Source organism: Nocardiopsis sp. NPDC101807 (assembly GCF_044766605.1).
GTDB classification, from domain to species: Bacteria; Actinomycetota; Actinomycetes; order Streptosporangiales; family Streptosporangiaceae; genus Nocardiopsis; species Nocardiopsis tropica.
Window position 1 is genome coordinate 119130 of the sequence record NZ_JBIWMK010000009.1, and the last position, 22363, is coordinate 141492.

Consider the following 22363-nt stretch of genomic DNA (forward strand, 5'->3'; position numbering starts at 1 on the left):
GACGTCTTGTGTGTGCGGCGGGTGGGCCGTGCGAACACGGCCCGCCCACCACGCCGGGGGCGGCTCCTCAGGGGGCCGCCCCCGGCATGCGTACTACTTGAGGATCTTCGTGACGCGACCGGCGCCCACGGTACGGCCACCCTCGCGGATGGCGAACCGCAGACCGTCTTCCATCGCGACCGGCTGGATCAGGTTGACGGTCATCTCGGTGTTGTCACCGGGCATGACCATCTCCGTGCCCTCCGGCAGCGTCACGACGCCCGTGACGTCCGTGGTGCGGAAGTAGAACTGCGGACGGTAGTTGTTGAAGAACGGCGTGTGCCGCCCGCCCTCGTCCTTGGACAGGATGACGACGTTGGCCTCGAACTCCGTGTGCGGGGTGGTCGTGCCCGGCTTGATCACGACCTGGCCGCGCTCGACGTCCTCGCGCTTGATGCCGCGCAGGAGCAGCCCGACGTTGTCGCCGGCCTGGCCCTGGTCGAGCAGCTTGCGGAACATCTCGACACCGGTGACGGTGGTCGTCTGCTTCTCGTCCTTGATACCGACGATGTCGACGGTCTCGTTGACGTTGACGATGCCGCGCTCGATACGGCCGGTGACGACGGTGCCGCGACCGGTGATCGAGAAGACGTCCTCGATGGGCATGAGGAACGGCTTGTCGGTGTCACGCTCGGGCTCGGGGATGTAGGTGTCCACGGTGCCCATGAGCTCCAGGACGGACTTGCCCCACTCCTCGTCGCCCTCCAGCGCCTTGAGCGCGGAGACCTTGGTGACGGGGACGTCGTCGCCGGGGAACTCGTACTCGCTGAGGAGCTCGCGGACCTCGAGCTCGACGAGCTCGAAGATCTCCTCGTCGTCCACCATGTCGGCCTTGTTCAGGGCCACCACGATGTAGGGGACGCCGACCTGGCGGGCCAGGAGCACGTGCTCCTTGGTCTGCGGCATCGGGCCGTCGGTGGCGGCCACGACCAGGATCGCGCCGTCCATCTGCGCCGCACCCGTGATCATGTTCTTCACGTAGTCGGCGTGACCGGGGCAGTCCACGTGAGCGTAGTGGCGCTGCTCGGTCTGGTACTCGACGTGCGCCACGGAGATCGTGATACCGCGCTCGCGCTCCTCGGGAGCGTTGTCGATGTCCTCGAACGGCGTGAACGGGTTCAGGTCCGGGTACGCGTCGTGCAGCACCTTGGTGATGGCCGCGGTCAGCGTGGTCTTGCCGTGGTCAATGTGACCGATGGTGCCGATGTTGACGTGCGGCTTAGTCCGCTCGAACTTTTCCTTCGCCACTGGAAGTCTCCTAGACGTACAGAGCTATCTGGGTCCATCCCCGCCGCCTGGGCGGGGATCGGATTGGTTACGTGTTCGCGACTACTCGCCGCGAACCTTCGCCACAATTTCTTGGGCGACAGCGGACGGAACCTCCGCGTAGGAGTCGAACACCATCGAGTAGTTGGCTCGACCCTGCGTACGGCTGCGCAGGTCACCCACGTAGCCGAACATTTCGGAGAGGGGCACCTGGGCCTTGACGATCCGGACGCCGGAACGCTCGTCCATGGACTGGATCTGTCCACGGCGGGAGTTCAGGTCGCCGATCACGTCACCCATGTACTCCTCAGGGGTGGTGACCTCCACCGCCATGACCGGCTCAAGGAGAGTCGGCTTGGCGAGCCTGACGGCCTCCTTGAAGGCCATCGAACCCGCGGTCTTGAAGGCCATCTCGGAGGAGTCGACCTCGTGGTACTGGCCGTCCTGGAGCGTCACCTTGACGCCGACGAGCGGGTAGTGCGCGAGCACACCCAGCTCGGCGGCCTCCTGGGCGCCGGCGTCGACCGACGGGATGTACTCCCGCGGGATACGGCCGCCGGTGACCGCGTTGACGAACTCGTAGCCGGAGGCGTCGCCGCTCTCGACCTCGAGGGGCTCGACGTCGATCTTGACCTTGGCGAACTGGCCCGACCCACCGGTCTGCTTCTTGTGGGTGTAGACGTGGCCTTCGACCTTCTTGCGAATGGTCTCGCGGTAGGCCACCTGGGGCTTACCGATGTTCGCGTCGACCTTGAACTCGTCGCGCATGCGGTTGACGAGGACCTCGAGGTGCAGCTCGCCCATACCGGAGATGATGGTCTGGCCGGTCTGGTCGTCCGTGGCGACCTGGAACGAGGGGTCCTCGTCCGCGAGGCGCTGGATCGCGATGCCCAGCTTCTCCTGGTCGCTCTTGGTCTTGGGCTCGATGGCCACCTCGATGACCGGAGCCGGGAACGTCATGGACTCCAGGACGATCGGAGCCGACTGGTCGCACAGCGTCTCGCCGGTCGTGGTGTCCTTCAGACCCATGACCGCGACGATGTCGCCCGCGCCGGCCTCGCCGATCTCCTCACGCTTGTTGGAGTGCATGCGGTAGATCTTGCCGATCCGCTCCTTGCGGCCCTTGAGACTGTTCAGCACCTGGGTGCCGGTCTCGAGGACGCCGGAGTAGATGCGCACGTAGGTCAGCTTGCCCAGGTGCGGGTCGCTCATGATCTTGAAGACCAGGGCGGACATCGGCTCGTCGACGCTCGGCTTGCGGGAGAGCTTGGTCTCCTCGGTCTCGTCCTTGGGGTCGTGGCCCTCGATGGCGTCCACGTCCAGGGGCGAGGGGAGGTACGCGGTGACCGCGTCGAGCAGGGGCTGGACGCCCTTGTTCTTGAACGCGGTGCCGCACACGATCGGGATCGCGGTACCGGCGATGGTCGCGCGGCGGATCGCCGGGACCACCTGCTCCAGGGAGGGCTCCTGCCCTTCCAGGTACAGCTCCATGATCTCGTCGTCGGCCTCGGCGAGCACCTCGATGAACTTCTCGCGGGCCTCGCGGGCGGCGTCGGCGTGGGACTCGGGGATGTCGATCGTGTCGTACATCTCGCCGAGCGCGGCCTCGTCGTTCCAGACGTAGGCCTTCATGCGGACCAGGTCGACGACGCCCTTGAAGTCGCTCTCGGCGCCGATGGGCAGCTGGATCGGCATGGCGTTCGCGCCGAGGCGCTCACGGAACATGTCGACGCAGCGCTGGAACTCGGCGCCGATCTTGTCCATCTTGTTGACGAAGCAGATACGCGGAACGCCATAGCGGTCAGCCTGGCGCCAGACCTGCTCGGACTGGGGCTCGACGCCTTCCTTGGCGTCGAACACCGCGACGGCACCGTCGAGGACACGCAGCGACCGCTCGACCTCGACCGTGAAGTCGACGTGGCCGGGCGTGTCGATGATGTTGATGGTGTGGTCGTCCCAGTGGGTGGTGGTAGCAGCCGAGGTAATGGTGATACCCCGCTCCTGCTCCTCCTTCATCCAGTCCATCGTGGCGGCGCCATCGTGGACCTCACCCACCTTGTGGGTCACACCGGTGTAGTAGAGGATCCGCTCAGTCGTGGTGGTCTTGCCCGCGTCGATGTGGGCCATAATCCCGATGTTGCGGACCTTGGCCAGGTCAAGCGCAGTCTTAGCAGCCATGAGGCTCGTCTTCCCTCGGTCTCAAGGAATCGAATCGCCGCGGGGTTACCAGCGGTAGTGGGCGAAGGCCTTGTTCGACTCGGCCATCTTGTGCGTGTCCTCACGCTTCTTGACGGCCGCGCCGAGACCGTTGCTGGCGTCGACCAGCTCGTTCATCAGACGCTCGGTCATGGTCTTCTCACGGCGCTGACGCGCGTAGGAGACCAGCCAGCGCAGGGCCAGCGTGGTGGACCGGGAGGCGCGAACCTCGACCGGCACCTGGTAGGTCGCGCCACCGACGCGGCGGCTGCGGACCTCGAGCGCGGGCTTGACGTTGTCCAGGGCGCGCTTCAGCACGACGAGCGGGTCCTGGCTGGTCTTCTCGCGGGCGCCTTCGAGGGCGTCGTAGACGACGCTCTGGGCGATGGAGCGCTTGCCGTCGAGCAGCACCTTGTTGATCAGTGCGGTGACGAGCGGCGAGCCGTAGACCGGGTCGGTGATGAGCTGGCGCTTCGGCGCCGGGCCCTTGCGCGGCATCTTTACTTCTCCTTCTTGGCGCCGTAGTGGCTACGCGCCTGCTTGCGGCCCCGGACACCCTGGGTGTCGAGCGAGCCGCGGACAATTCGGTAGCGGACGCCCGGCAGGTCCTTCACACGACCACCGCGAACGAGCACGATGCTGTGCTCCTGGAGGTTGTGACCAATGCCGGGGATGTAGGCCGTGACCTCGATGCCGCTGCTCAGCTTGACGCGAGCGACCTTACGCAGAGCGGAGTTCGGCTTCTTCGGCGTAGTGGTGTAGACACGCGTGCACACACCACGACGCTGCGGACTCCCCTTCAGCGCCGGGGTCTTGTTCTTTGCGACCTTGTCCTGTCGGCCCTTGCGGACCAGCTGCTGGATGGTGGGCACCGCGTCTCCGTCTTCCTCGTGACCTACGCCGGTTCTCGTAGCCGATATCGCTATTGACCTGCTGAATTTCCCGAACCTCCCCGACCCCCGTGGTCGGGCGTGTCGCGCTGGTTGTCGCGCACGGCAAAAAACCGATCACACCCGGCCGGAGGCCGATCATGGGAGGGGGTTCACCTGCGCGGCGCGCCTTACGTCCTCAACTGGTGGGACCGAGGCGCCGCACACGCACGTGTGACCCGTCGACTCACGGGCACAATCACACAGGCTACCGTTTACCGTCTGGGCGGTCAAAACGGCGTGCGACATGGCGAGAATCATGGAACCGGTTCTCGCGTAGCCGTGGGTCACCGCCAGTCTACGCGCTCCCGGAGTCGTTTCGCCCCGGGTTTCCCCGGAGACCGTCGGCGGGCGGCCCGGACATGCGGCCGCTCCCCCGGAACATTGTCCTGGAGGAGCGGCCGCGGCGCTACAGGACCAGCCAGATGGCGACGGAGATCACCGTCACCAGGATGCCGACCACCGCGAACACCGTGCCGACGGTGATCAGTCCGAGGCCGTCGAGCTCCCCGCGCGAGGCGCGGATCGCCTTCTTGGCCTTGGGCCCCGTGACCAGGAGCGCCAGGAGAGCCGTGACCAGACCGATGCCGGGGAGCAGCGAGGCGATGCCCAGCCACAGGGTGACGGTCGCCCCCCTCTCCGTGTCCGGCAGGAAGTCGATGCTGTCGTAGCCGGGGTACGGGTCGCCCGGCTCCCCGCCCAGGGGACGGTCCACGAAGCCGGGGAACTCCTCGGCGATGGGGTCCTTGCGGCGCCTGCGGGAGGCCGGGGCCTCCGGCATGCCGTAGTCCGCCGGGGTGAAGCCGTCGTCGTACTCGCTCTCCCCCGCCGGCTCCGGCTCGTCGTGGTCCCAGGTGTCCTCGGGGATGCTCGGCGCCTCGAAGACCTGGGTGGCGCCGTCGGGGACGCCGTCCCCGCCGGGACCGCCCCGGCGGACCGGGCCGTCGTCGTACTCCTCGTCGTCGTACTCCTCGTCCGCGAACGCCTCGTCCGCGTAGCCGTCGGCCTCCCTGGAGCGGGCGCGCGACTGCATGTCCGCGATCGCCGCCAGGGGGTCGTCCGCGGAGGGCACGCCGCCGGTCCGCTCCCCGTCCGGGCCCCCGTCGCGCAGCCGGTCGTCGTCCCCCCGGGCCGGGAGGGAGCCCCCGTCCGCGCCGTCGTCCCCCCAGGCTCCGGTGTCGGAGGACCTGGCGGACTCGCGCCGGCGCTCCTCCGCCTCCCGGACGATGTCGGGGAGGCGGGGGTCGTTGCGGTCGAACGCCCAGGTGTTGCCGCTCCCCGCCCCGAACCCGCCCGGGTCGGGAACGGGGGCGGGGGCCGGGGCGGACGGCGACAGCTCGTCGCCGTAGCCGTCGGTCCACGACTCGTCGGTCCCCGCGCCGGACCACGCGTCGCCGGTCTCCCCGGCGGGCGCCCAGGAGTCCAGGTCGCCGGTGTCGGCCGCGGACCCGCGACCGCCGTACTCAGGCCCCGCGGCGGCGTCCCGGCCCTCTCCGGCGGGGGCGCCGCGATCGGCGGCCGACCCCCAGGAGTCCGAGCCGAGCTCGTCGTCGTCCCACGAGCGGCCGCCGTCGGCGGCGGCCCGGGCGCCGGCCGGCGCCCCGTGGCGGGGGGCCGCGTCCCAGGGGTCGCGTCCCGGTCCCGCCGCGCCCTCCGCGGGGGCGTCGGCGCCCCACGCGGACGGTCGGCGGTCGTCGGACAGCTCGTCGTCCCAGAGCGGGGCCGCGGGGGCCGTGCCCCCGACGGGGGTCCGGAAGTCCTCTCCCACGGGGTCCCGCCGGTCCGCGGGACCCGCGCCCCAGGCGGTGGCGCCGCGGTCCTCGTCCCGGGCACGGTCCGCGCCCCCGGCGGGTCCGTACCCGGAGGGCGCGTCGTCCCAGGGGCGGTCCCCGGCGTCGGCCGAGGGCGTCCAGGCGTCGGCCGCGCCGACGTCCTGTCCGTCGTCCCACGGGCGCGCGTCGCCCGTCGCGGGGCCGGTCACGGGAGCGTCGGAACCGCCCGCCGGGGCGTCCGGGGACCAGCGGTCCCGCTCCCGGTCCTCCGGGCGGCCCGCCGGGGCGTCGGCGCCCCATGAGTCCCGGAGGGGCTCGCCGATCCCGCCGAGGGCGGGGTCCGGCTCCCACGACCGCGTGTCGGCCGGGGGCTGCGGGGTCCAGGCGTCGGCGCCCGGGGAGGGGGACCACGCCTCGCGGCCGCCCTCCCCCCCGGGCGCCTCGTCCCACGGGCGCGCGTCGTCCGTCGCGGGGCCGGTCACGGGAGCGTCGAAGTCGGCGGGGGCGGAACCGCCCGCCGGGGCGTCGGCGCCCCACGCGTCCCCGGCGCCGGCCGCGGGGGCCTCCGGGGACCACGCCTCACGCGCGTACACGTCGGAACCGCCCGCCGGGGCGTCCGGCGACCAGCGGTCCCGCTCCCGGTCCTCCGGGCGGCCCGCCGGGGCGTCGGCGCCCCACGCGTCCCCGGTACCGGCCGCGGGAGCCTCCGGAGACCACGCCTCACGCGCGTACACGTCGGAACCGCCCGCCGGGGCGTCGGCGTCCCACGCGGCGGGGCCGCGCGCGCCCTCGGGGTCCCACGCCGTGGAACCCTGCGTACGGGTCCCCGGGGCCTCGTGGCCGTGCCCGCCCTCGGGCACGTCGTCCCACGGGCGCGCGTCGTCCGACGGCTCCGGGGTACGTGCGTCGGCGTCTCGGGCCGGGACCCACGCCTCGGGACCGCCGTCGCCCGGGCCGTCGTCCCCGGGGACGTCGGTACGCCACGCGTCCTGCCCCCGGGCGTCGGAGCGCTCCGCCGGGGCATCGCTCCAGGCGTCCCGCGCGTACACGTCGGAACCGCCCGCCGGGGCGTCGGCGTCCCACGCGGCGGGGCCGCGCGCGCCCTCGGGGTCCCACGCCGCGGAACCCTCGGGCCGGGCCGCGGGGGCGTCCCACCCGGACGGGTCGTGCGCCCCGTCGAGGGGCGACCCGCTCCTCCAGGCGTCGGAGGCGCGGTCGGGCGACGCGTACCCGGCGTCCGGGAAGGCCTCCCCGTCCCGTGGGCCCTGTGCGGGCGCCTCCGGCTCGTCCCGGCCCGTCGCCCAGGCGTCGCCGGGGCCGGCCGGCGCCTCGGCGCCGCCCGCCGCCGGGTCGGTCCGGGGCGCGGCCCAGGAGTCCATGCGGCCGGCCGGTCCCTCGCCCGGGTCCTCGGAGGGCAGGGGAACCTCGGCGCTGGCCGCGACGCTGGGCAGGCTCGGCTCCTCCGGCTCCCCCGGCACCCGGGTCAGCGGCTGGTACGCCGACCGTCCCGCCCCCGGGTAGGAGATCGGGTGCGAGGCGCCGGACGGCGGACCGCCGAGCGCCTCCGGGTACGGCTCGACCAGGGCCGGGCGCGACGCGCTCAGCCCCGTGTAGCCGCCGCTGTCGGGGAACACCGTCTCGGCGCCCTCGTCGGCTTCCTCACCCTCGAGCGGGTCCTGGTACTCCGACTGCGTGCGGTAGCGGTTCTCGCTCGGCTTGAACCAGTCCCCCGCACCGGAGTCCCGTCCGCCCCCGTGTTCAGTCATGCCTCTCCCGCCAGCGCAGTAGCGCCGTCTCCCCGTCCGCCGTGCGCGGACCCTCTACGCCGAACGGCGGCGGCACCACTCCCGGTCGGGAGTGGCTGGCCGCCGCCGTCAGTTCAAACCGCTCTTACCGGTTGTACGGCCCGAAGTCGTACTCCTCCAGCGGGACGGCCTCGCCCGACCCCTGACCGAAGGTGTACTCGCTCGGCTCCTCGTACCCGGAGACCGAGTACATCGAGGCCTTCGCCTCCTCGGTGGGCTCCACCCGGATGTTGCGGTACTGCGGAATACCGGTACCGGCCGGGATGAGCTTACCGATGATGACGTTCTCCTTGAGGCCGAGCAGCGGGTCGCTCTTGCCGTGGATGGCGTTCTCGGTGAGCACCCGGGTGGTCTCCTGGAAGGAGGCCGCCGACAGCCAGGACTCCGTGGCCAGCGAGGCCTTGGTGATCCCCAGCAGCACCGGGCGTCCGGCCGCGGGCTGTCCGCCCTCGGAGACGACGCGGCGGTTGATCCGCTCGAACTTCGGACGCTCGACCATCTCGCCGGGAAGGAGCTCGGTGTCGCCCGACTCCAGGATGTTCACCCGCTTGAGCATCTGGCGGACGATGATCTCGATGTGCTTGTCGTGGATGGACACACCCTGCGACTTGTACACCTCCTGGACCTCCGACACGAGGTGCTGCTGCACCGCGCGCGGGCCCTGGATGCGAAGAACCTCGTGCGGGTTGATCGCACCCTGGATCAGCTGCTGGCCGACCGTGACGTGGTCGCCGTCGCTGACGAGGAGCTGCGCACGCATCGGGACCGGGTAGGCGATCTCGTCCGTGCCGTCGTCGGGGATGACGACGATCTTGCGGCTCTTCTCGGTGTCGTCGATCCGGATCCGGCCCTCCATCTCGGAGATCGGGGCCACACCCTTGGGGATGCGGGCCTCGAAGAGCTCCTGGACACGGGGCAGACCGTGCGTGATGTCCTGACCCGCGGAACCGCCCATGTGGAAGGTACGCATGGTCAGCTGGGTGCCGGGCTCACCGATCGACTGCGCCGCGATGATGCCGATCGCCTCGCCGACGTCCACCGGCTTGCCGGTCGCCATGGAGCGGCCGTAGCAGGTGGTGCAGACGCCGATCTTGGCCTCACAGGTCAGCGACGAGCGGATGCGGACGCGGGTGAACCCGGCCTCGATCAGCTTGTCGATGTTCTGCTCGGAGGTGTCGCTCAGCGCGGGCAGGACGAGCTTGCCGTCCGCCCCCGTCACGTCCTCGGAGAGGGTGCGGCCGAAGCCGGTGTTCTCGACGTTGTGCTTGCGCACGACGACGCCGGCGGCGTTCTTCTCACCGATCTCGTGCCAGATCGAACGGTCCGTGCCGCAGTCGATCTCGCGGACGATGACGTCCTGCGCGACGTCCACCAGACGACGGGTCAGGTAACCCGAGTCGGCGGTACGCAGGGCGGTGTCGGCCAGGCCCTTGCGCTGGCCGTGCGTGGAGATGAAGTACTCCAGCACCGACAGGCCCTCACGGTAGGAGGACTTGATCGGACGCGGGATCGTCTCGCCCTTGGTGTTGGAGACCAGGCCGCGGATACCCGCGATCTGGCGCACCTGCATCGGGTTGCCTCGGGCGCCGGACTGGACCATCATCCACACCGGGTTGTCGGCGGGGAAGTTGTCCTCCATGTTCTGCGCGACCTCGGCGGTGGCCTGGGTCCACACCTCGGTGAGCTCCTGGCGGCGCTCGTCGTCGGTGATGAGACCGCGGTCGTACTCGCGCTGGATCTTGTCGGCCTTGCGCTCGTACCCCTCGAGGATCTCCGTCTTGCGCGGAGGCGCGACGACGTCCTCGATGCCGATGGTCAGGCCGGACCGGGTGGCCCAGTGGTAGCCCGCGTCCTTCAGGGCGTCCAGGGTCGTGGCGACCTGGACCTTGGGGTAGTTCTCGGCGAGGTCGTTGACCAGGACCGAGACCTGCTTCTTGCCCACCTGGAAGTTGACGTACGGGTAGTCGACCGGGGTGGTCTCGTTGAAGAGGTACCGGCCCAGGGTCGTCTCCAGGACGTACACGTCACCCTGCTGCCAGCCCTCCGGCGGCGTCCAGTCCTTCGGAGCCGGGGCGCCGTCGGCGATCCGCAGGCGGATCTTCGCCTGCAGGTCCAGGTCGCCCAGGTCGTAGGCCATGATCGCCTCGGCCGGGGAGCGGAACGCGCGGCCCTCGCCCTTGGCGTCGTCCTTCTCCGTCGTCAGGTAGTACAGGCCGATGATCATGTCCTGGGTGGGCATGGTCACGGGCTTGCCGTCGGACGGCTTGAGGATGTTGTTGGTCGCCAGCATCAGCAGCCGCGCCTCGGCCTGGGCCTCGGCGGACAGCGGCAGGTGCACGGCCATCTGGTCGCCGTCGAAGTCGGCGTTGAACGCCGTGCAGACGAGCGGGTGGATCTGGATGGCCTTGCCCTCGACCAGCTGCGGCTCGAAGGCCTGGATGCCCAGGCGGTGCAGCGTCGGGGCGCGGTTGAGCAGCACCGGGTGCTCGGTGATGACCTCTTCGAGGACGTCCCACACGACCGGGCGGGACCGCTCCACCATGCGCTTGGCGCTCTTGATGTTCTGCGCGTGGTTCAGGTCGACCAGGCGCTTCATCACGAACGGCTTGAAGAGCTCCAGGGCCATCTGCTTGGGCAGACCGCACTGGTGCAGCTTCAGCTGCGGGCCGACGACGATGACCGAACGGCCGGAGTAGTCGACGCGCTTGCCGAGCAGGTTCTGGCGGAAGCGGCCCTGCTTGCCCTTGAGCATGTCGGACAGCGACTTGAGCGGCCGGTTGCCGGGACCGGTGACCGGGCGTCCGCGGCGGCCGTTGTCGAACAGCGCGTCGACGGCCTCCTGCAGCATCCGCTTCTCGTTGTTGACGATGATCTCGGGCGCGCCGAGGTCGAGCAGCCGCTTGAGGCGGTTGTTCCGGTTGATCACCCGGCGGTACAGGTCGTTGAGGTCGGAGGTCGCGAAGCGACCGCCGTCCAGCTGCACCATCGGACGCAGGTCCGGCGGGATGACCGGGATGCAGTCGAGCACCATGCCCATGGGGCTGTTGGTGGTGTTGAGGAACGCCGAGACGACCTTGAGCCGTTTCAGGGCACGGGCCTTCTTCTGGCCCTTGCCGGTGCGGATGGTCTCGCGGAGCTTCTCGGCCTCCACGTCCAGCTCGAAGTTGGCGAGCCGGTCCTGGATGGCCTGGGCGCCCATGCCGCCGCGGAAGTACTTCCCGAAGCGGTCCCGCATCTCGCGGTAGAGCATCTCGTCGCCCTCGAGGTCCTGGACCTTGAGGTTCTTGAAGCGGTTCCAGACCTCGTCGAGGCGGTCGATCTCGCGCTGGGCGCGGTCGCGGAGCTGGCGCATCTCGCGCTCGGCGCCCTCGCGGACCTTGCGGCGCGCGTCGCCCTTGGCGCCCTGCTCCTCGAGCTCGGCCAGGTCGGCCTCGAGCTTGCGGTGCCGCTCCTCGATGGTGGAGTCGCGGCGCTGCTCCAGGTGCTGCTTCTCGACCGAGATCCGCGCCTCCAGGGACTGGAGGTCGCGCTCACGGGCCTCGGTGTCCACCCACGTGACCATGTAGGCGGCGAAGTAGATGATCTTCTCGAGATCCTTCGGAGCCAGGTCCAGCAGGTAGCCCAGGCGGGAGGGCACGCCCTTGAAGTACCAGATGTGCGTGACGGGAGCGGCCAGCTCGATGTGGCCCATCCGCTCGCGGCGCACCTTGGCACGGGTCACCTCGACGCCGCAGCGCTCACAGATGATGCCCTTGAAGCGGACGCGCTTGTACTTGCCGCAGTAGCACTCCCAGTCCCGGGTCGGGCCGAAGATCTTCTCGCAGAAGAGTCCGTCCTTCTCGGGCTTGAGGGTCCGGTAGTTGATGGTTTCGGGCTTCTTGACCTCGCCGTGCGACCACTGGCGAATGTCGTCGGCGGTGGCGAGGCCAATCCGCAGCTCGTCGAAGAAGTTGACGTCGAGCACTTAATTCGTCCCCTGCTCTCGAAATCCGCGGAAGTTAGACCTCTTCGACACTGCTGGGCTCTCGCCGCCCCAGGTCGATTCCCAGTTCTTCCGCCGCGCGGAAGACGTCCTCGTCACTGTCCCGCATCTCGATGGACATACCGTCACTGGACAGCACCTCCACGTTCAGACAGAGCGACTGCATCTCCTTGATGAGCACCTTGAAGGACTCAGGGATACCCGGCTCGGGGATGTTCTCGCCCTTGACGATGGCCTCGTAGACCTTGACCCGGCCCACCACGTCGTCGGACTTGATGGTGAGCAGCTCCTGGAGGGCGTAGGCGGCGCCGTAGGCCTCCAGCGCCCAGACCTCCATCTCACCGAAGCGCTGACCGCCGAACTGCGCCTTACCGCCCAGCGGCTGCTGGGTGATCATGGAGTACGGGCCGGTGGAGCGCGCGTGGATCTTGTCGTCCACGAGGTGGTGGAGCTTGAGGATGTACTTGTAGCCGACGGAGATCGGCTCGGCGAACGGCTCGCCGGTGCGGCCGTCGAACAGGCGCGCCTTGCCGTCCTCGTTGATGAGGCGGTTGCCGTCCTTGTTCGGGCGCACCGACTGGATCAGGCCGCTGAGCTCGTCACCGTGCAGGCCGTCGAAGACCGGGGTGGCCACGCGCGAGTTCGGCGGGACCTCGGCCGCGCCGATCGCGTGGAGCGACTTCTGCCACTCCTCCTCCACCCCCTCGACCAGCCAGCCGTTCTTGGCCAGCCACCCGAGGTGGACCTCCAGGACCTGGCCGACGTTCATCCGGCCGGGCACGCCCAGCGGGTTGAGGATGATGTCGACCGGGGTGCCGTCCTCCAGGAAGGGCATGTCCTCCTGCGGCAGGATCTTGGAGATGACGCCCTTGTTGCCGTGGCGGCCGGCGAGCTTGTCACCGTCGGTGATCTTGCGCTTCTGGGCCACGTAGACGCGGACCATCTCGTTGACGCCGGGGGCGAGCTCGTCGCCCTCCTCGCGGCTGAACACGCGCACGCCGATGACCTTGCCGGTCTCGCCGTGCGGCACCTTCAGGGAGGTGTCGCGGACCTCGCGGGCCTTCTCGCCGAAGATGGCGCGCAGCAGGCGCTCCTCCGGGGTCAGCTCGGTCTCGCCCTTGGGCGTGACCTTGCCGACGAGGATGTCGCCGTCCACGACCTCGGCGCCGATCCGGATGATGCCCCGGTCGTCGAGGTCGGCCAGGACCTCTTCGCTGACGTTGGGGATCTCGCGGGTGATCTCCTCCGGGCCCAGCTTGGTGTCGCGGGCGTCGACCTCGTGCTCCTCGATGTGGATCGAGGAGAGGACGTCGTCCTGCACCAGGCGCTGGGAGAGGATGATCGCGTCCTCGTAGTTGTGGCCCTCCCAGGACATGTAGGCCACGAGCAGGTTCTTGCCGAGCGACATCTCACCCTGGTCGGTGGAGGGTCCGTCGGCGAGGACCTGGTTGGCCTCGACCCGCTGGCCCTCGCTGACGATCGGCCGCTGGTTGAAGCAGGTGCCCTGGTTGGAGCGCTGGAACTTGCCCATGCGGTACGTCTTGCGCGTGCCGTCGTCCGCCATGATCGTGGCGTAGTCGGCGGTGACGTCCTCGACGACGCCGGCCTTCTCGTTGAGGATGACCTCACCGGCGTCGGTGGCGGCGCGGTACTCCATGCCGGTGCCGACGAACGGCGACTCGGCGCGCAGCAGCGGCACGGCCTGGCGCTGCATGTTGGAGCCCATGAGCGCGCGGTTGGCGTCGTCGTGCTCCAGGAACGGGATCATGGCGGTGGCGACCGACACCATCTGGCGCGGCGACACGTCCATGTAGTCGACCTCGTCGGTGCTGACCTGCTCGAACTCCCCGCCCTTGCGGCGCACGAGCACGCCGGACTCGGCGAAGCTGCCGTCGGCGTTCAGCGGCGTGTTGGCCTGCGCGATGACGTACAGGTCCTCCTCGTCCGCGGTCAGGTAGTCGACCTGGTCGGAGATGCGACCGTCGACGATCTTGCGGTACGGGGTCTCCACGAAGCCGAAGGAGTTGACCCGCCCGTAGCCCGCCAGGGAGCCGATCAGACCGATGTTGGGACCCTCGGGGGTCTCGATCGGGCACATGCGGCCGTAGTGGGAGGGGTGCACGTCGCGCACCTCGAAGCCCGCGCGCTCACGGGACAGACCGCCCGGACCCAGCGCCGAGAGGCGGCGCTTGTGGGTCAGGCCCGCGAGCGGGTTGGTCTGGTCCATGAACTGGGACAGCTGCGAGGTGCCGAAGAACTCCTTGATGGAGGCGACGACGGGGCGGATGTTGATCAGGGTCTGCGGCGTGATCGCCTCGACGTCCTGGGTGGTCATCCGCTCGCGGACCACGCGCTCCATGCGGGCCAGGCCCAGGCGGACCTGGTTCTGGATGAGCTCGCCGACGGTGCGCAGGCGGCGGTTGCCGAAGTGGTCGATGTCGTCGGTCTCGATCGGGCGGAGGCCGTTGACGGTCTCCTTCTCCACCTCGCCCGCGTGCAGGCGGACCATGTAGTCGATCGTGGCGACGATGTCGTCCTCGGTCAGCGTGCCCTGCGTGTAGTCGGCGTCGAGGCCGAGCTTCTTGTTGATCTTGTAGCGGCCGACCTTGGCGAGGTCGTAGCGCTTGGGGTTGAAGTAGAGGTTCTCCAACAGCGCCTGGGCCGACTCCTTCGTGGGCGGCTCTCCGGGGCGCAGCTTGCGGTAGATGTCCAGCAGCGCGTCGTCGGTGCCCGCCGTGGGGTCCTTCTCCAGCGTGTTGCGGATGGACTCGTACTGGCCGAACCGCTCCAGGATCTGGTCGGTGGTCCAGCCCAGCGCCTTGAGCAGGACGGTGACGCCCTGCTTGCGCTTGCGGTCGATGCGGACGCCGACGAAGTCGCGCTTGTCGACCTCGAACTCCAGCCAGGCGCCGCGGGACGGGATGACCTTGCAGCCGAAGAGGTCCTTGTCGGTGGTCTTGTCGACGGACCGGTCGAAGTAGACGCCCGGGGAGCGGACCAGCTGGGACACGACGACGCGCTCGGTGCCGTTGATGATGAAGGTGCCCTTGACGGTCATGAGCGGGAAGTCGCCCATGAACACCGTCTGGCTCTTGATCTCACCGGTGTCGTTGTTGATGAACTCCGCCGTGACGAACATCGGGGCGGAGTAGGTCATGTCCTTGTCCTTGCACTCCTCCTCGGAGTACTTGGGCGGCTCGAACCGGTGGTCGCGGAACGAGAGGGACATCGTGCCCGAGAAGTCCTCGATCGGGCTGATCTCCTCGAAGATCTCTTCGAGACCGGACTGCTCCGGAACGTCCTTGCGGCCGGCGTTTCGGGCCGTCTCGACCCGGGTCTTCCACTTGTCGTTGCCCAGCAGCCAGTCGAACGACTCGGTCTGCAGGGCCAGAAGGTTCGGAACCTCGAGGGGTTCCTGGATACGGGCGAAAGAAACGCGGTGCGGACCAAGGGCGTTAGCGGAGGCGTTGCGCGAGGCTGCCAACAGGGGTCCTTCCGAAGGCTTGTGGCGGTTGAAGCGCGCACGCCAGACGATCCGTCACGAGAGGGACCGCCGCAACGCGGTTGAGACGGTCACATCGAGCGGGTGACGGGCCACCGTATGTCCAGAAATGGGATGGGTGGCAGCCGTGCACCGGCACAGGGATCACCAAAGGGCAGCGCAAAAGAGCAGTGTAGCCGAACACCACACCGCTGTCCACTCACGGTCCACAGCGCAACTCACGACACCGGCAGGATCACCCGTGAAGGGCGATCCGTCAAGCCCGGCCGTCGTCCCGCGCGGCCCGTGACGGAGAACCTCCGACCGTGGACCAGCCCCGCCGCCGTCTCCGGCACGGGGTGTCCGGCCTCGGACCGTCCGCCCGTCCGCTCCCCCTCGGGGGAGCGGTCCGCCGGCGGACCGGCTCCGGTCCGCCGCCGCTCGCAACCCTCACGGGGTCGCCCTCGACCGGGATCGGTGGAGCTGGCGCGCCTGCCCTGGCCCCAGGGGGTTGTGAGCCCGACGGACACCGGAAAAGGTTCCCCCGCGGGGGGCGGGTAAACCCTCTCCCGGGGCCTCGTCGGGATTCCCGGGACGGGAGATTACCGCGTCCGGGGGACAGTTCGCACATGCGGCCCCTGACCTGGTGCTCCCGAACCGCCCCAGCTTCGCACACCCGGCGGAGCGAACGGCGGCGGAACACGGCGTACCCGGAGAAGGGGGGACCTTCGTCGCACGGGTCCGGGACCAGGGGCCCTGTCACGGCGGAGTGCGGGGACGGCGGGTCGGCGGGGTGCGGGGCGGTGGCCGGGCGGCGGGGCGGGGTGCCGGGGCGGCAGGACGCGGGGAGGGGGACGGCGGGGGACGGTGCCGGTGCGCGGCCGAGGGGGGTCGCACCGACGGGCACACCCGCGGCGCGGGGGCGCGGGTGCGGGGCCGGTTCCCGTCACGGGCCCCGCGCCCGGCGGACCGCGGGGCCCGGAAGCCCCTGCGGCCCGGCCCCGGGAACGCGAACGCGGCCGCCCCTCCCGGAGGAGGGACGGCCGCGTGGAGCAGACCAGCGGGCCCGTGCGGCCCGCGGAGGACTACTTGAGGGTGACGGTGGCGCCGGCGCCCTCGAGAGCGGCCTTGGCCTTCTCAGCGGCCTCCTTGTTGACGCCCTCGAGCAGCGGCTTCGGAGCGTTGTCGACCAGGTCCTTGGCCTCCTTGAGGCCCAGGCTCGTGAGGCTGCGGACCTCCTTGATGACCTGGATCTTCTTGTCGCCGGCGGACTCGAGGACGACGTCGAACTCGTCCTTCTCCTCGGCCTCGGCCGGAGCGGCGCCCGCGGGGCCGGCGACGGCGACGGCGGCCGGGGCGGCGGCGGTGACGTCGAACTTCTCCTCGAAGAGCTTCACGAAGTCGGCCAGCTCGAGAAGGGTCATCTCCTCGAAAGCGGCAAGCAGGTCGTCGTTGCTGAGCTTCGCCATGATGCGGTTTCTCTTTCTCTACAGACACGCGCGCCTGTCGGCATCACGTGCGAGCCTTCGGCGGGGCGCCCTCGGCGCCCGCCGCGGTTCAAAAGGTTCAGGCAGCTTCCTGGGAACGCTTGTCCGCCAGGGCCTGCGCGAGGCGCACGGCCTTGGAGGGAAGCGCCTGGAAGACGGCGGCGGCCTGGCCCTGCTTGGCCTTGAGCGCGCCGGCAAGCTTCGCGAGGAGAACCTCGCGGGACTCCAGGTCGGCCAGCTTGGTGATGTCCTCGGCGCTCATCGACTTGCCGTCGACGATGCCGCCCTTGATCACCAGGGGCGCGTTCGCCTTCGAGAAGTCGCGCAGACCCTTGGCGGCCTCGACCACGTCACCGTGGACGAAGGCGATGGCGGACGGGCCCACCAGAAGATCCTGGATCTCCTGGTCGACGCCGGCCTCCTTGACCGCGATCTTGGTCAGCGTGTTCTTGACGATGCGAAAACGCGCGTTCTGGCCGAGGCTGTTGCGCAGGTCGGTGATCTGCGCGACAGTGAGCCCCCGGTATTCGGTCAGCACGGCGCCGCTCGACTCACGGAATTCCTCCGTGAGTTCGGCGACCGCGGCTGCCTTGTCCGGCCTCGCCATGGGACTCCTTCCAACATTGACTTCGATCCCGCGCCTGACGGCGGGGTGTCCCGCACCTCGCGGGGCGGAGTTCCTGCACTCGTGCGCCGGCGGACCGCCCCGGACGGAGCCGGAACGGACCCGCTCCGCCTCCGCCTGCCTTCCGGCCGGGGCCCGGTGGACCACCGGTGCCGGCCGGTGCGGGTACGAACGCCGGTCGGTTCCCGAGGACTCGCGCGATCGGCGTCAGCACGAGAAAAAGCCCCGAGCGCCAGGCGCACGGGGCACGACCGCGTTCTCTCGGCGCGGAGTGCGCGCCCGGAACGGGAAAGCTCTAGTGACACCTGCGCGGGCGCCCATCGCGGATGGGTCCTTGGGCCACCCCTGCGGGTGGCGACCAGCGGTCTTCGGCAGTCTCCATCGTAACCGACGTCCGGGGGTGCTCGCCCCCTTCCGCGGAACCGCCGGTGTGATCGCGCGCACCCCGCGCACGCGCGGGAACCGCACGCCGGTCGGGGCCGGTCCCGAGGACCAGGGGGCGCACCCCGCGCACGCGCGGGAACCGTACCGGGAGACCGGCCGTCGAAGGGGCAACTCGCGAATAATCGACCGATATGTCGGTTGCGTGCGGGAAGATGATCCCCCGGGCACCCCCGCTCCCAGACGTGCCCGTCCCCCACCCCAAGAAAGCGGAACACCTTCGTGAAGACGCGCATGCCCGCCCTGATCACGGCGGGAACCCTCGCCCTCGCCCTCACCGCCTGCGGAGGCGGGGCCCCGGAGGAGGAGGCGGTCGAGGTCGAGGCGGCCGAGGAGCCCGCGGAGGGCGGCAGTGTCCTGGACATGCTCGCCGAACTCGCCTCGAGCACGCAGGAGGTCACCAACTACACGCTGGACCTCGACCTGTCCATGCCCGACCCCGAGCTCGGCTCCATGGACATGACCATGACCTACGAGGTCATGGACGACCCCGAGGCCGCGCAGGTCACCATGGTGATGCCCTTCGTCGGCGAGATGCTGCTGGAGCTCGCCGCCATGGGCGGGGAGGACCTCGGCCTGACGGCCGAGGAGCTCGGCACGACCATCCTCATCGTCCCCGCGGAGGGCGAGTCCCTGGTGTCCAACCACAACGGCCTCCAGGAGGTCGACACCCCCTGGGCCCGCGGCGTCCAGGACACGGCGGAGCTGAGCCCGCAGGAGACGTTCGACATCGCCTCGCTGCCCGACCTGGTCGGCGCCTTCGCCGAGATCGACCAGATCGAGGAGGCCGGCACCGAGGAGGTCGGCGGTGTCGAGACCACCCTCGTCGAGGGCACGATGACCGCGGAGGAGATCGACGCCCTGGACGCCGAGCAGAAGCTCGCCGTGCTGGAGCTGATCGGTGACGTCAGCGGCTCCGTCGACGTGTCCATCTGGGTCGGCCGGGACGGCTTCCCGATGCGCCTCGACTTCTCCGACGAGAAGGCCGACGTGTCCATGGTCTTCTCCGAGCTGGGCCAGACCTCCTTCGAGATCCCCGGCGAGGACGAGATCACCGACCTGTAGGGGCCCGCACGAGGAACGGCCCCCGCGTCCGGTGGACGCGGGGGCCGTCGCCGTCTGCGTGACGGCTACGCGGAAGGACGTCAGGCGTCGAGCGGGATGCTCGGGCCCATGGTCGTGCTGACCACGGCCTTCTTGATGTAGCGGCCCTTGGCGGCCGACGGCTTGAGGCGGTTCACCTCGTCGATCGCGGCCTGGTAGTTCTCCAGGAGCTGCTGCTCGCCGAAGGAGGCCTTGCCGATGATGAAGTGCAGGTTCCCGTGGCGGTCCACGCGGAACTCGATCTTGCCGCCCTTGATGTCGGTCACGGCCTTGGCCACGTCCGGGGTGACGGTGCCCGTCTTCGGGTTCGGCATCAGGCCACGCGGACCGAGCACGCGGCCCAGGCGGCCGACCTTGCCCATGAGGTCCGGGGTGGCGACGACGGCGTCGAAGTCGGTGTAGCCCTTGGCGACCTTCTCGATCATCTCGTCGTCGCCGATGATGTCGGCGCCAGCGGCGAGAGCCTGCTCGGCACGCTCACCGGTCGCGAAGACCAGGACCCGAGCGGTCTTGCCGGTGCCGTGCGGCAGGTTCACGGTGCCGCGGACCATCTGGTCGGCCTTGCGCGGGTCGACGCCCAGGCGCAGGGCGACCTCGACGGTCGAGTCGAACTTGGCGCTGGCGGTCTCCTTGGCGAGCTTCACGGCCTCGGCGGGGCCGTGGAGCTTGTCGCGGTCCACCAGCTCGCTGGCTTTGCGGTGGTTCTTGCTGCGCTTCACGCTGTTCTCCTAGGGAACGTGTGGTCGTCGGGCCAGCGCCTGGCCCTGCCACGGTGGTTCTTGAACGTCGAGCGTCCCCGGTCGCCCCGCCCCGTCTGGGGACGGCGCCACCGTGCGGGGGGCTACTTGACCTCGATGCCCATCGAACGGGCGGTGCCGGCGACGATCTTGGTCGCGGCCTCGATGTCGTCGGTGTTGAGGTCGGGCAGCTTGGTCTGCGCGATCTCGCGGACCTGCTCGGCGGTGATGGAACCAGCCGTGCTGCGACCCGGGTCGGTGGCGGCCTTGTCCAGCCCGGCGGCCTTCAGGATCAGCTTCGGCGCCGGAGGCGTCTTGGTGACGAAGGTGAAGGAACGGTCCTCGTAGATGGAGATCTCTACGGGGATGACGTTGCCGCGCTGGGACTCCGTGGCAGCGTTGTACTGCTTGCAGAAGTCCATGATGTTGACGCCGTGCGGACCGAGGGCGGTACCAACGGGCGGCGCCGGGGTCGCCTGGCCGGCGGGGAGCTGCACCTTGACGAGTGCGGCCAGTTTCTTCTTCGGAGGCATATCGGGTCCTTTGCCTGATCTGCGTTGTGTGCTGGTCCCTGGCCTCCCTGACGACGCCGTGCGGTCGTGGTGACCGCTGCGGCGCCGCTGCCGAAGGAGGCGCGGCCCCGCGCCGGAGGGCGCGGGGGCGGCGGCCCGCCGGGACCTGGCGGGCCGTGGCGTGCCCTGCCTGGGCGGGACACGGGAGTGGGTCCACCGCGAGGGTGGACCCACCAAGTCTATGCCGCCGTGACGAGTGCCTTGACGGTCGTCCGGCGGGCACGGCGCCCCGCCGGACGGCGGCCCGGGTCAGATCTTGGCGACCTGGGTGAAGGACAGCTCGACCGGGGTCTCGCGGCCGAAGATCGACACCAGCACCTTGAGCTTCTGGGTGTCCGGGTTGATCTCGCTGACCGTGGCGGGCAGCGTGGCGAACGGGCCCTCCATGACCGTGACGGACTCGCCGATCTCGTAGGCCACGTCGGAGCGGACCTCGCCGCCCGTGCGGGCCTTCTGCGCCTGCTCCGGCTCCTGCTCCGGCTCGGGCGCGAGGAGCTTGGCGACCTCGGTCAGGCTCAGCGGGGCCGGCTTGTTGGACAGGCCCACGAAGCCGGTGACGCCGGGGGTGTTGCGGATGGCCGACCAGGACTCGTCGGTCAGGTCCATGCGGACGAGCACGTAGCCGGGCAGGACCTTCTCGGTGACCTGCTGGCGCTTGCCGCTCTTGACCTCGGTGACCTCGTGCTCGGGCACCTCGACCTGGAAGATGTACTCCTCCATGTTGAGGGACTGGGTGCGGCTCTCGACGTTGGCCTTGACCCGCTTCTCGTAGCCCGCGTAGGTGTGCACGACGTACCAGTCGCCGGGCAGCAGGACCAGCTCGTTCCTGAACTCCTCGACGGGGTCGAGGCGCGGGGCCTCCTCGGCCTCCTCCTCGCCCTCGTCGTTCTCGTCCGCGTCGCCGGTCAGAGCAGGGCTGTCGTCGTCGGCCTTGTCGGCCGCGTCCTCGGACAGCTCGCCCGCCAGGCCGGTCTCTTCCGCAGACGACTGATCCGGCTCCTCATCGGGGAAGTCGTCAGAGGTCAGTGGGGACTCGGACACGGCTGCTCTTTCTCTCGTCGGATGCGCTCTGCGGAGCGACGCACGCCGAACAGCGGTCTGCGTCGAACCCAGTCATGCCAGCTTACGGTCTGTCCGGGCGGCGCGGGACCGACGCGCGGACGAGCGGGGCCGCGCCCCGGTCGTCCGGCAGGCGCGGCCCAGAAGTCTCGGTCAGACGCCCGCCGGGCGACCGAAGGTGCCGTAGAGCCAGGTGATGGCCTCGCCGAAGCCCCAGTCCAGGAGCGAGACGTAGCCGAGGACGACCACCACGAAGACGAGGACGACGATGGTGTAGGTCACCAGTTCGCGGCGCGTGGGCCAGCGGACCTTGCGCAGCTCACCGACGACCTGCTTGGTGAACGTCACCGGACCGGTACGACGCTTCGGCTCCTTGTCGGGCTTCGCGTCGGCGTCAGTCTGTGTCACCTGGGGTCCTTAGGGTCGCGGGCTGCCAGAAATCCCCGTAGTTCCGATGCCCCGTGCGGAGTGTCGGCCCGGAGGCCGCCACTCCGCTCGCGCGGACTTGCAGGGCAGGAGGGACTCGAACCCCCAACCGCCGGTTTTGGAGACCGGTGCTCTACCAATTGAGCCACTGCCCTTGACGGAAACTGCGCTCCCACCATAGCCGGTCGTCGCGCGCTACGCACACTGGTGGCCCGGTAACACCTGGGCCACGACCGTTCGGCGCGACCGAGTGTATGCCCATTCGCCCGATCTGACCAAACCGCCGGAGGGGCGGCGCCCCTGCCCGGGCCGCCTCTCGGGGCCCACGGCCCGGGACGGGCCCGCGTGGCGCCACGGGCGCCCGACCCCTCTGTCCGCGCACGCGCCGGGGCCGTCCCGGCTCCGGCGCCCCCGCCGCGGGCTCCGGCCCGGGGCACCCGTC

Annotated in this window: 14 protein-coding genes and 1 tRNA gene; 1 reads left to right on the forward strand and 14 read right to left on the reverse strand. The window is 69.9% G+C overall.

Annotation, left to right across the window (positions count from 1 at the left end; translation table 11 throughout):
- Nucleotides 1-93: 93 nt before the first annotated feature.
- The 9 genes from tuf to rplJ all read right to left on the reverse strand — a co-directional run bounded on the left by tuf (nucleotide 94) and on the right by rplJ (nucleotide 17564).
- Nucleotides 94-1287 (reverse strand): elongation factor Tu, encoded by a 1194-nt coding sequence (gene tuf, locus ACIRPH_RS25675; RefSeq protein ID WP_402918789.1) that lies wholly within the window; start codon nucleotides 1285-1287, stop codon nucleotides 94-96.
- 81 nt (nucleotides 1288-1368) lie between these two features.
- Entirely contained in the window at nucleotides 1369-3483 is a 2115-nt protein-coding gene (gene fusA / locus ACIRPH_RS25680; protein WP_402918791.1) for an elongation factor G, read from the reverse strand.
- Between the two features lie 45 nt (nucleotides 3484-3528).
- A complete protein-coding gene (gene rpsG, locus ACIRPH_RS25685; protein ID WP_267946694.1) occupies nucleotides 3529-3999 on the reverse strand; it encodes a 30S ribosomal protein S7 in 471 nt (156 codons plus the stop codon).
- 2 nt (nucleotides 4000-4001) lie between these two features.
- Complete coding sequence (rpsL, locus tag ACIRPH_RS25690; protein WP_014912437.1) at nucleotides 4002-4373, reverse strand: 30S ribosomal protein S12; 372 nt, start codon at nucleotides 4371-4373, stop codon at nucleotides 4002-4004.
- Nucleotides 4374-4839: 466 nt separating this feature from the next.
- Nucleotides 4840-7968, reverse strand: coding sequence for a hypothetical protein (locus tag ACIRPH_RS25695; RefSeq protein ID WP_402918793.1), 3129 nt, complete (start codon nucleotides 7966-7968; stop codon nucleotides 4840-4842).
- 124 nt (nucleotides 7969-8092) lie between these two features.
- Nucleotides 8093-11971 (reverse strand): DNA-directed RNA polymerase subunit beta', encoded by a 3879-nt coding sequence (locus ACIRPH_RS25700; protein ID WP_402918795.1) that lies wholly within the window; start codon nucleotides 11969-11971, stop codon nucleotides 8093-8095.
- Nucleotides 11972-12005: 34 nt separating this feature from the next.
- The gene (gene rpoB / locus ACIRPH_RS25705; protein ID WP_402918797.1) at nucleotides 12006-15473 is read right to left on the reverse strand and encodes a DNA-directed RNA polymerase subunit beta; all 3468 of its coding nucleotides are present in this window, start codon (nucleotides 15471-15473) and stop codon (nucleotides 12006-12008) included.
- Between the two features lie 1082 nt (nucleotides 15474-16555).
- The gene (rplL, locus tag ACIRPH_RS25710) at nucleotides 16556-16939 is read right to left on the reverse strand and encodes a 50S ribosomal protein L7/L12 (RefSeq protein ID WP_402918799.1); all 384 of its coding nucleotides are present in this window, start codon (nucleotides 16937-16939) and stop codon (nucleotides 16556-16558) included.
- 97 nt (nucleotides 16940-17036) lie between these two features.
- Entirely contained in the window at nucleotides 17037-17564 is a 528-nt protein-coding gene (rplJ, locus tag ACIRPH_RS25715; RefSeq protein WP_402918801.1) for a 50S ribosomal protein L10, read from the reverse strand.
- Nucleotides 17565-18257: 693 nt separating this feature from the next.
- Between rplJ and ACIRPH_RS25720 the strand changes: the two genes are divergently transcribed.
- Nucleotides 18258-19088: a hypothetical protein gene (locus ACIRPH_RS25720; protein ID WP_402918803.1), complete on the forward strand. Its 831-nt coding sequence runs from the start codon at nucleotides 18258-18260 to the stop codon at nucleotides 19086-19088.
- A gap of 80 nt (nucleotides 19089-19168) precedes the next feature.
- On the opposite strand, the gene rplA is transcribed toward ACIRPH_RS25720, so the two are convergent.
- From rplA to ACIRPH_RS25745, 5 genes are all read right to left on the reverse strand, one after another.
- On the reverse strand, nucleotides 19169-19846 hold the full coding sequence (rplA, locus tag ACIRPH_RS25725) for a 50S ribosomal protein L1 (protein WP_330089899.1): 678 nt from the start codon (nucleotides 19844-19846) through the stop codon (nucleotides 19169-19171).
- Nucleotides 19847-19968: 122 nt separating this feature from the next.
- Nucleotides 19969-20397 carry a 50S ribosomal protein L11 gene (gene rplK / locus ACIRPH_RS25730; RefSeq protein WP_330159891.1) on the reverse strand — a complete coding sequence of 143 codons (429 nt, stop codon included), beginning with the start codon at nucleotides 20395-20397 and terminating at the stop codon, nucleotides 19969-19971.
- Nucleotides 20398-20685: 288 nt separating this feature from the next.
- On the reverse strand, nucleotides 20686-21477 hold the full coding sequence (gene nusG, locus ACIRPH_RS25735; protein WP_402918806.1) for a transcription termination/antitermination protein NusG: 792 nt from the start codon (nucleotides 21475-21477) through the stop codon (nucleotides 20686-20688).
- Nucleotides 21478-21648: 171 nt separating this feature from the next.
- Nucleotides 21649-21903: a preprotein translocase subunit SecE gene (secE, locus tag ACIRPH_RS25740; RefSeq protein WP_267946703.1), complete on the reverse strand. Its 255-nt coding sequence runs from the start codon at nucleotides 21901-21903 to the stop codon at nucleotides 21649-21651.
- Nucleotides 21904-22003: 100 nt separating this feature from the next.
- Nucleotides 22004-22076 (reverse strand) — tRNA-Trp (locus tag ACIRPH_RS25745).
- Between the last annotated feature and the right edge of the window lie 287 nt (nucleotides 22077-22363).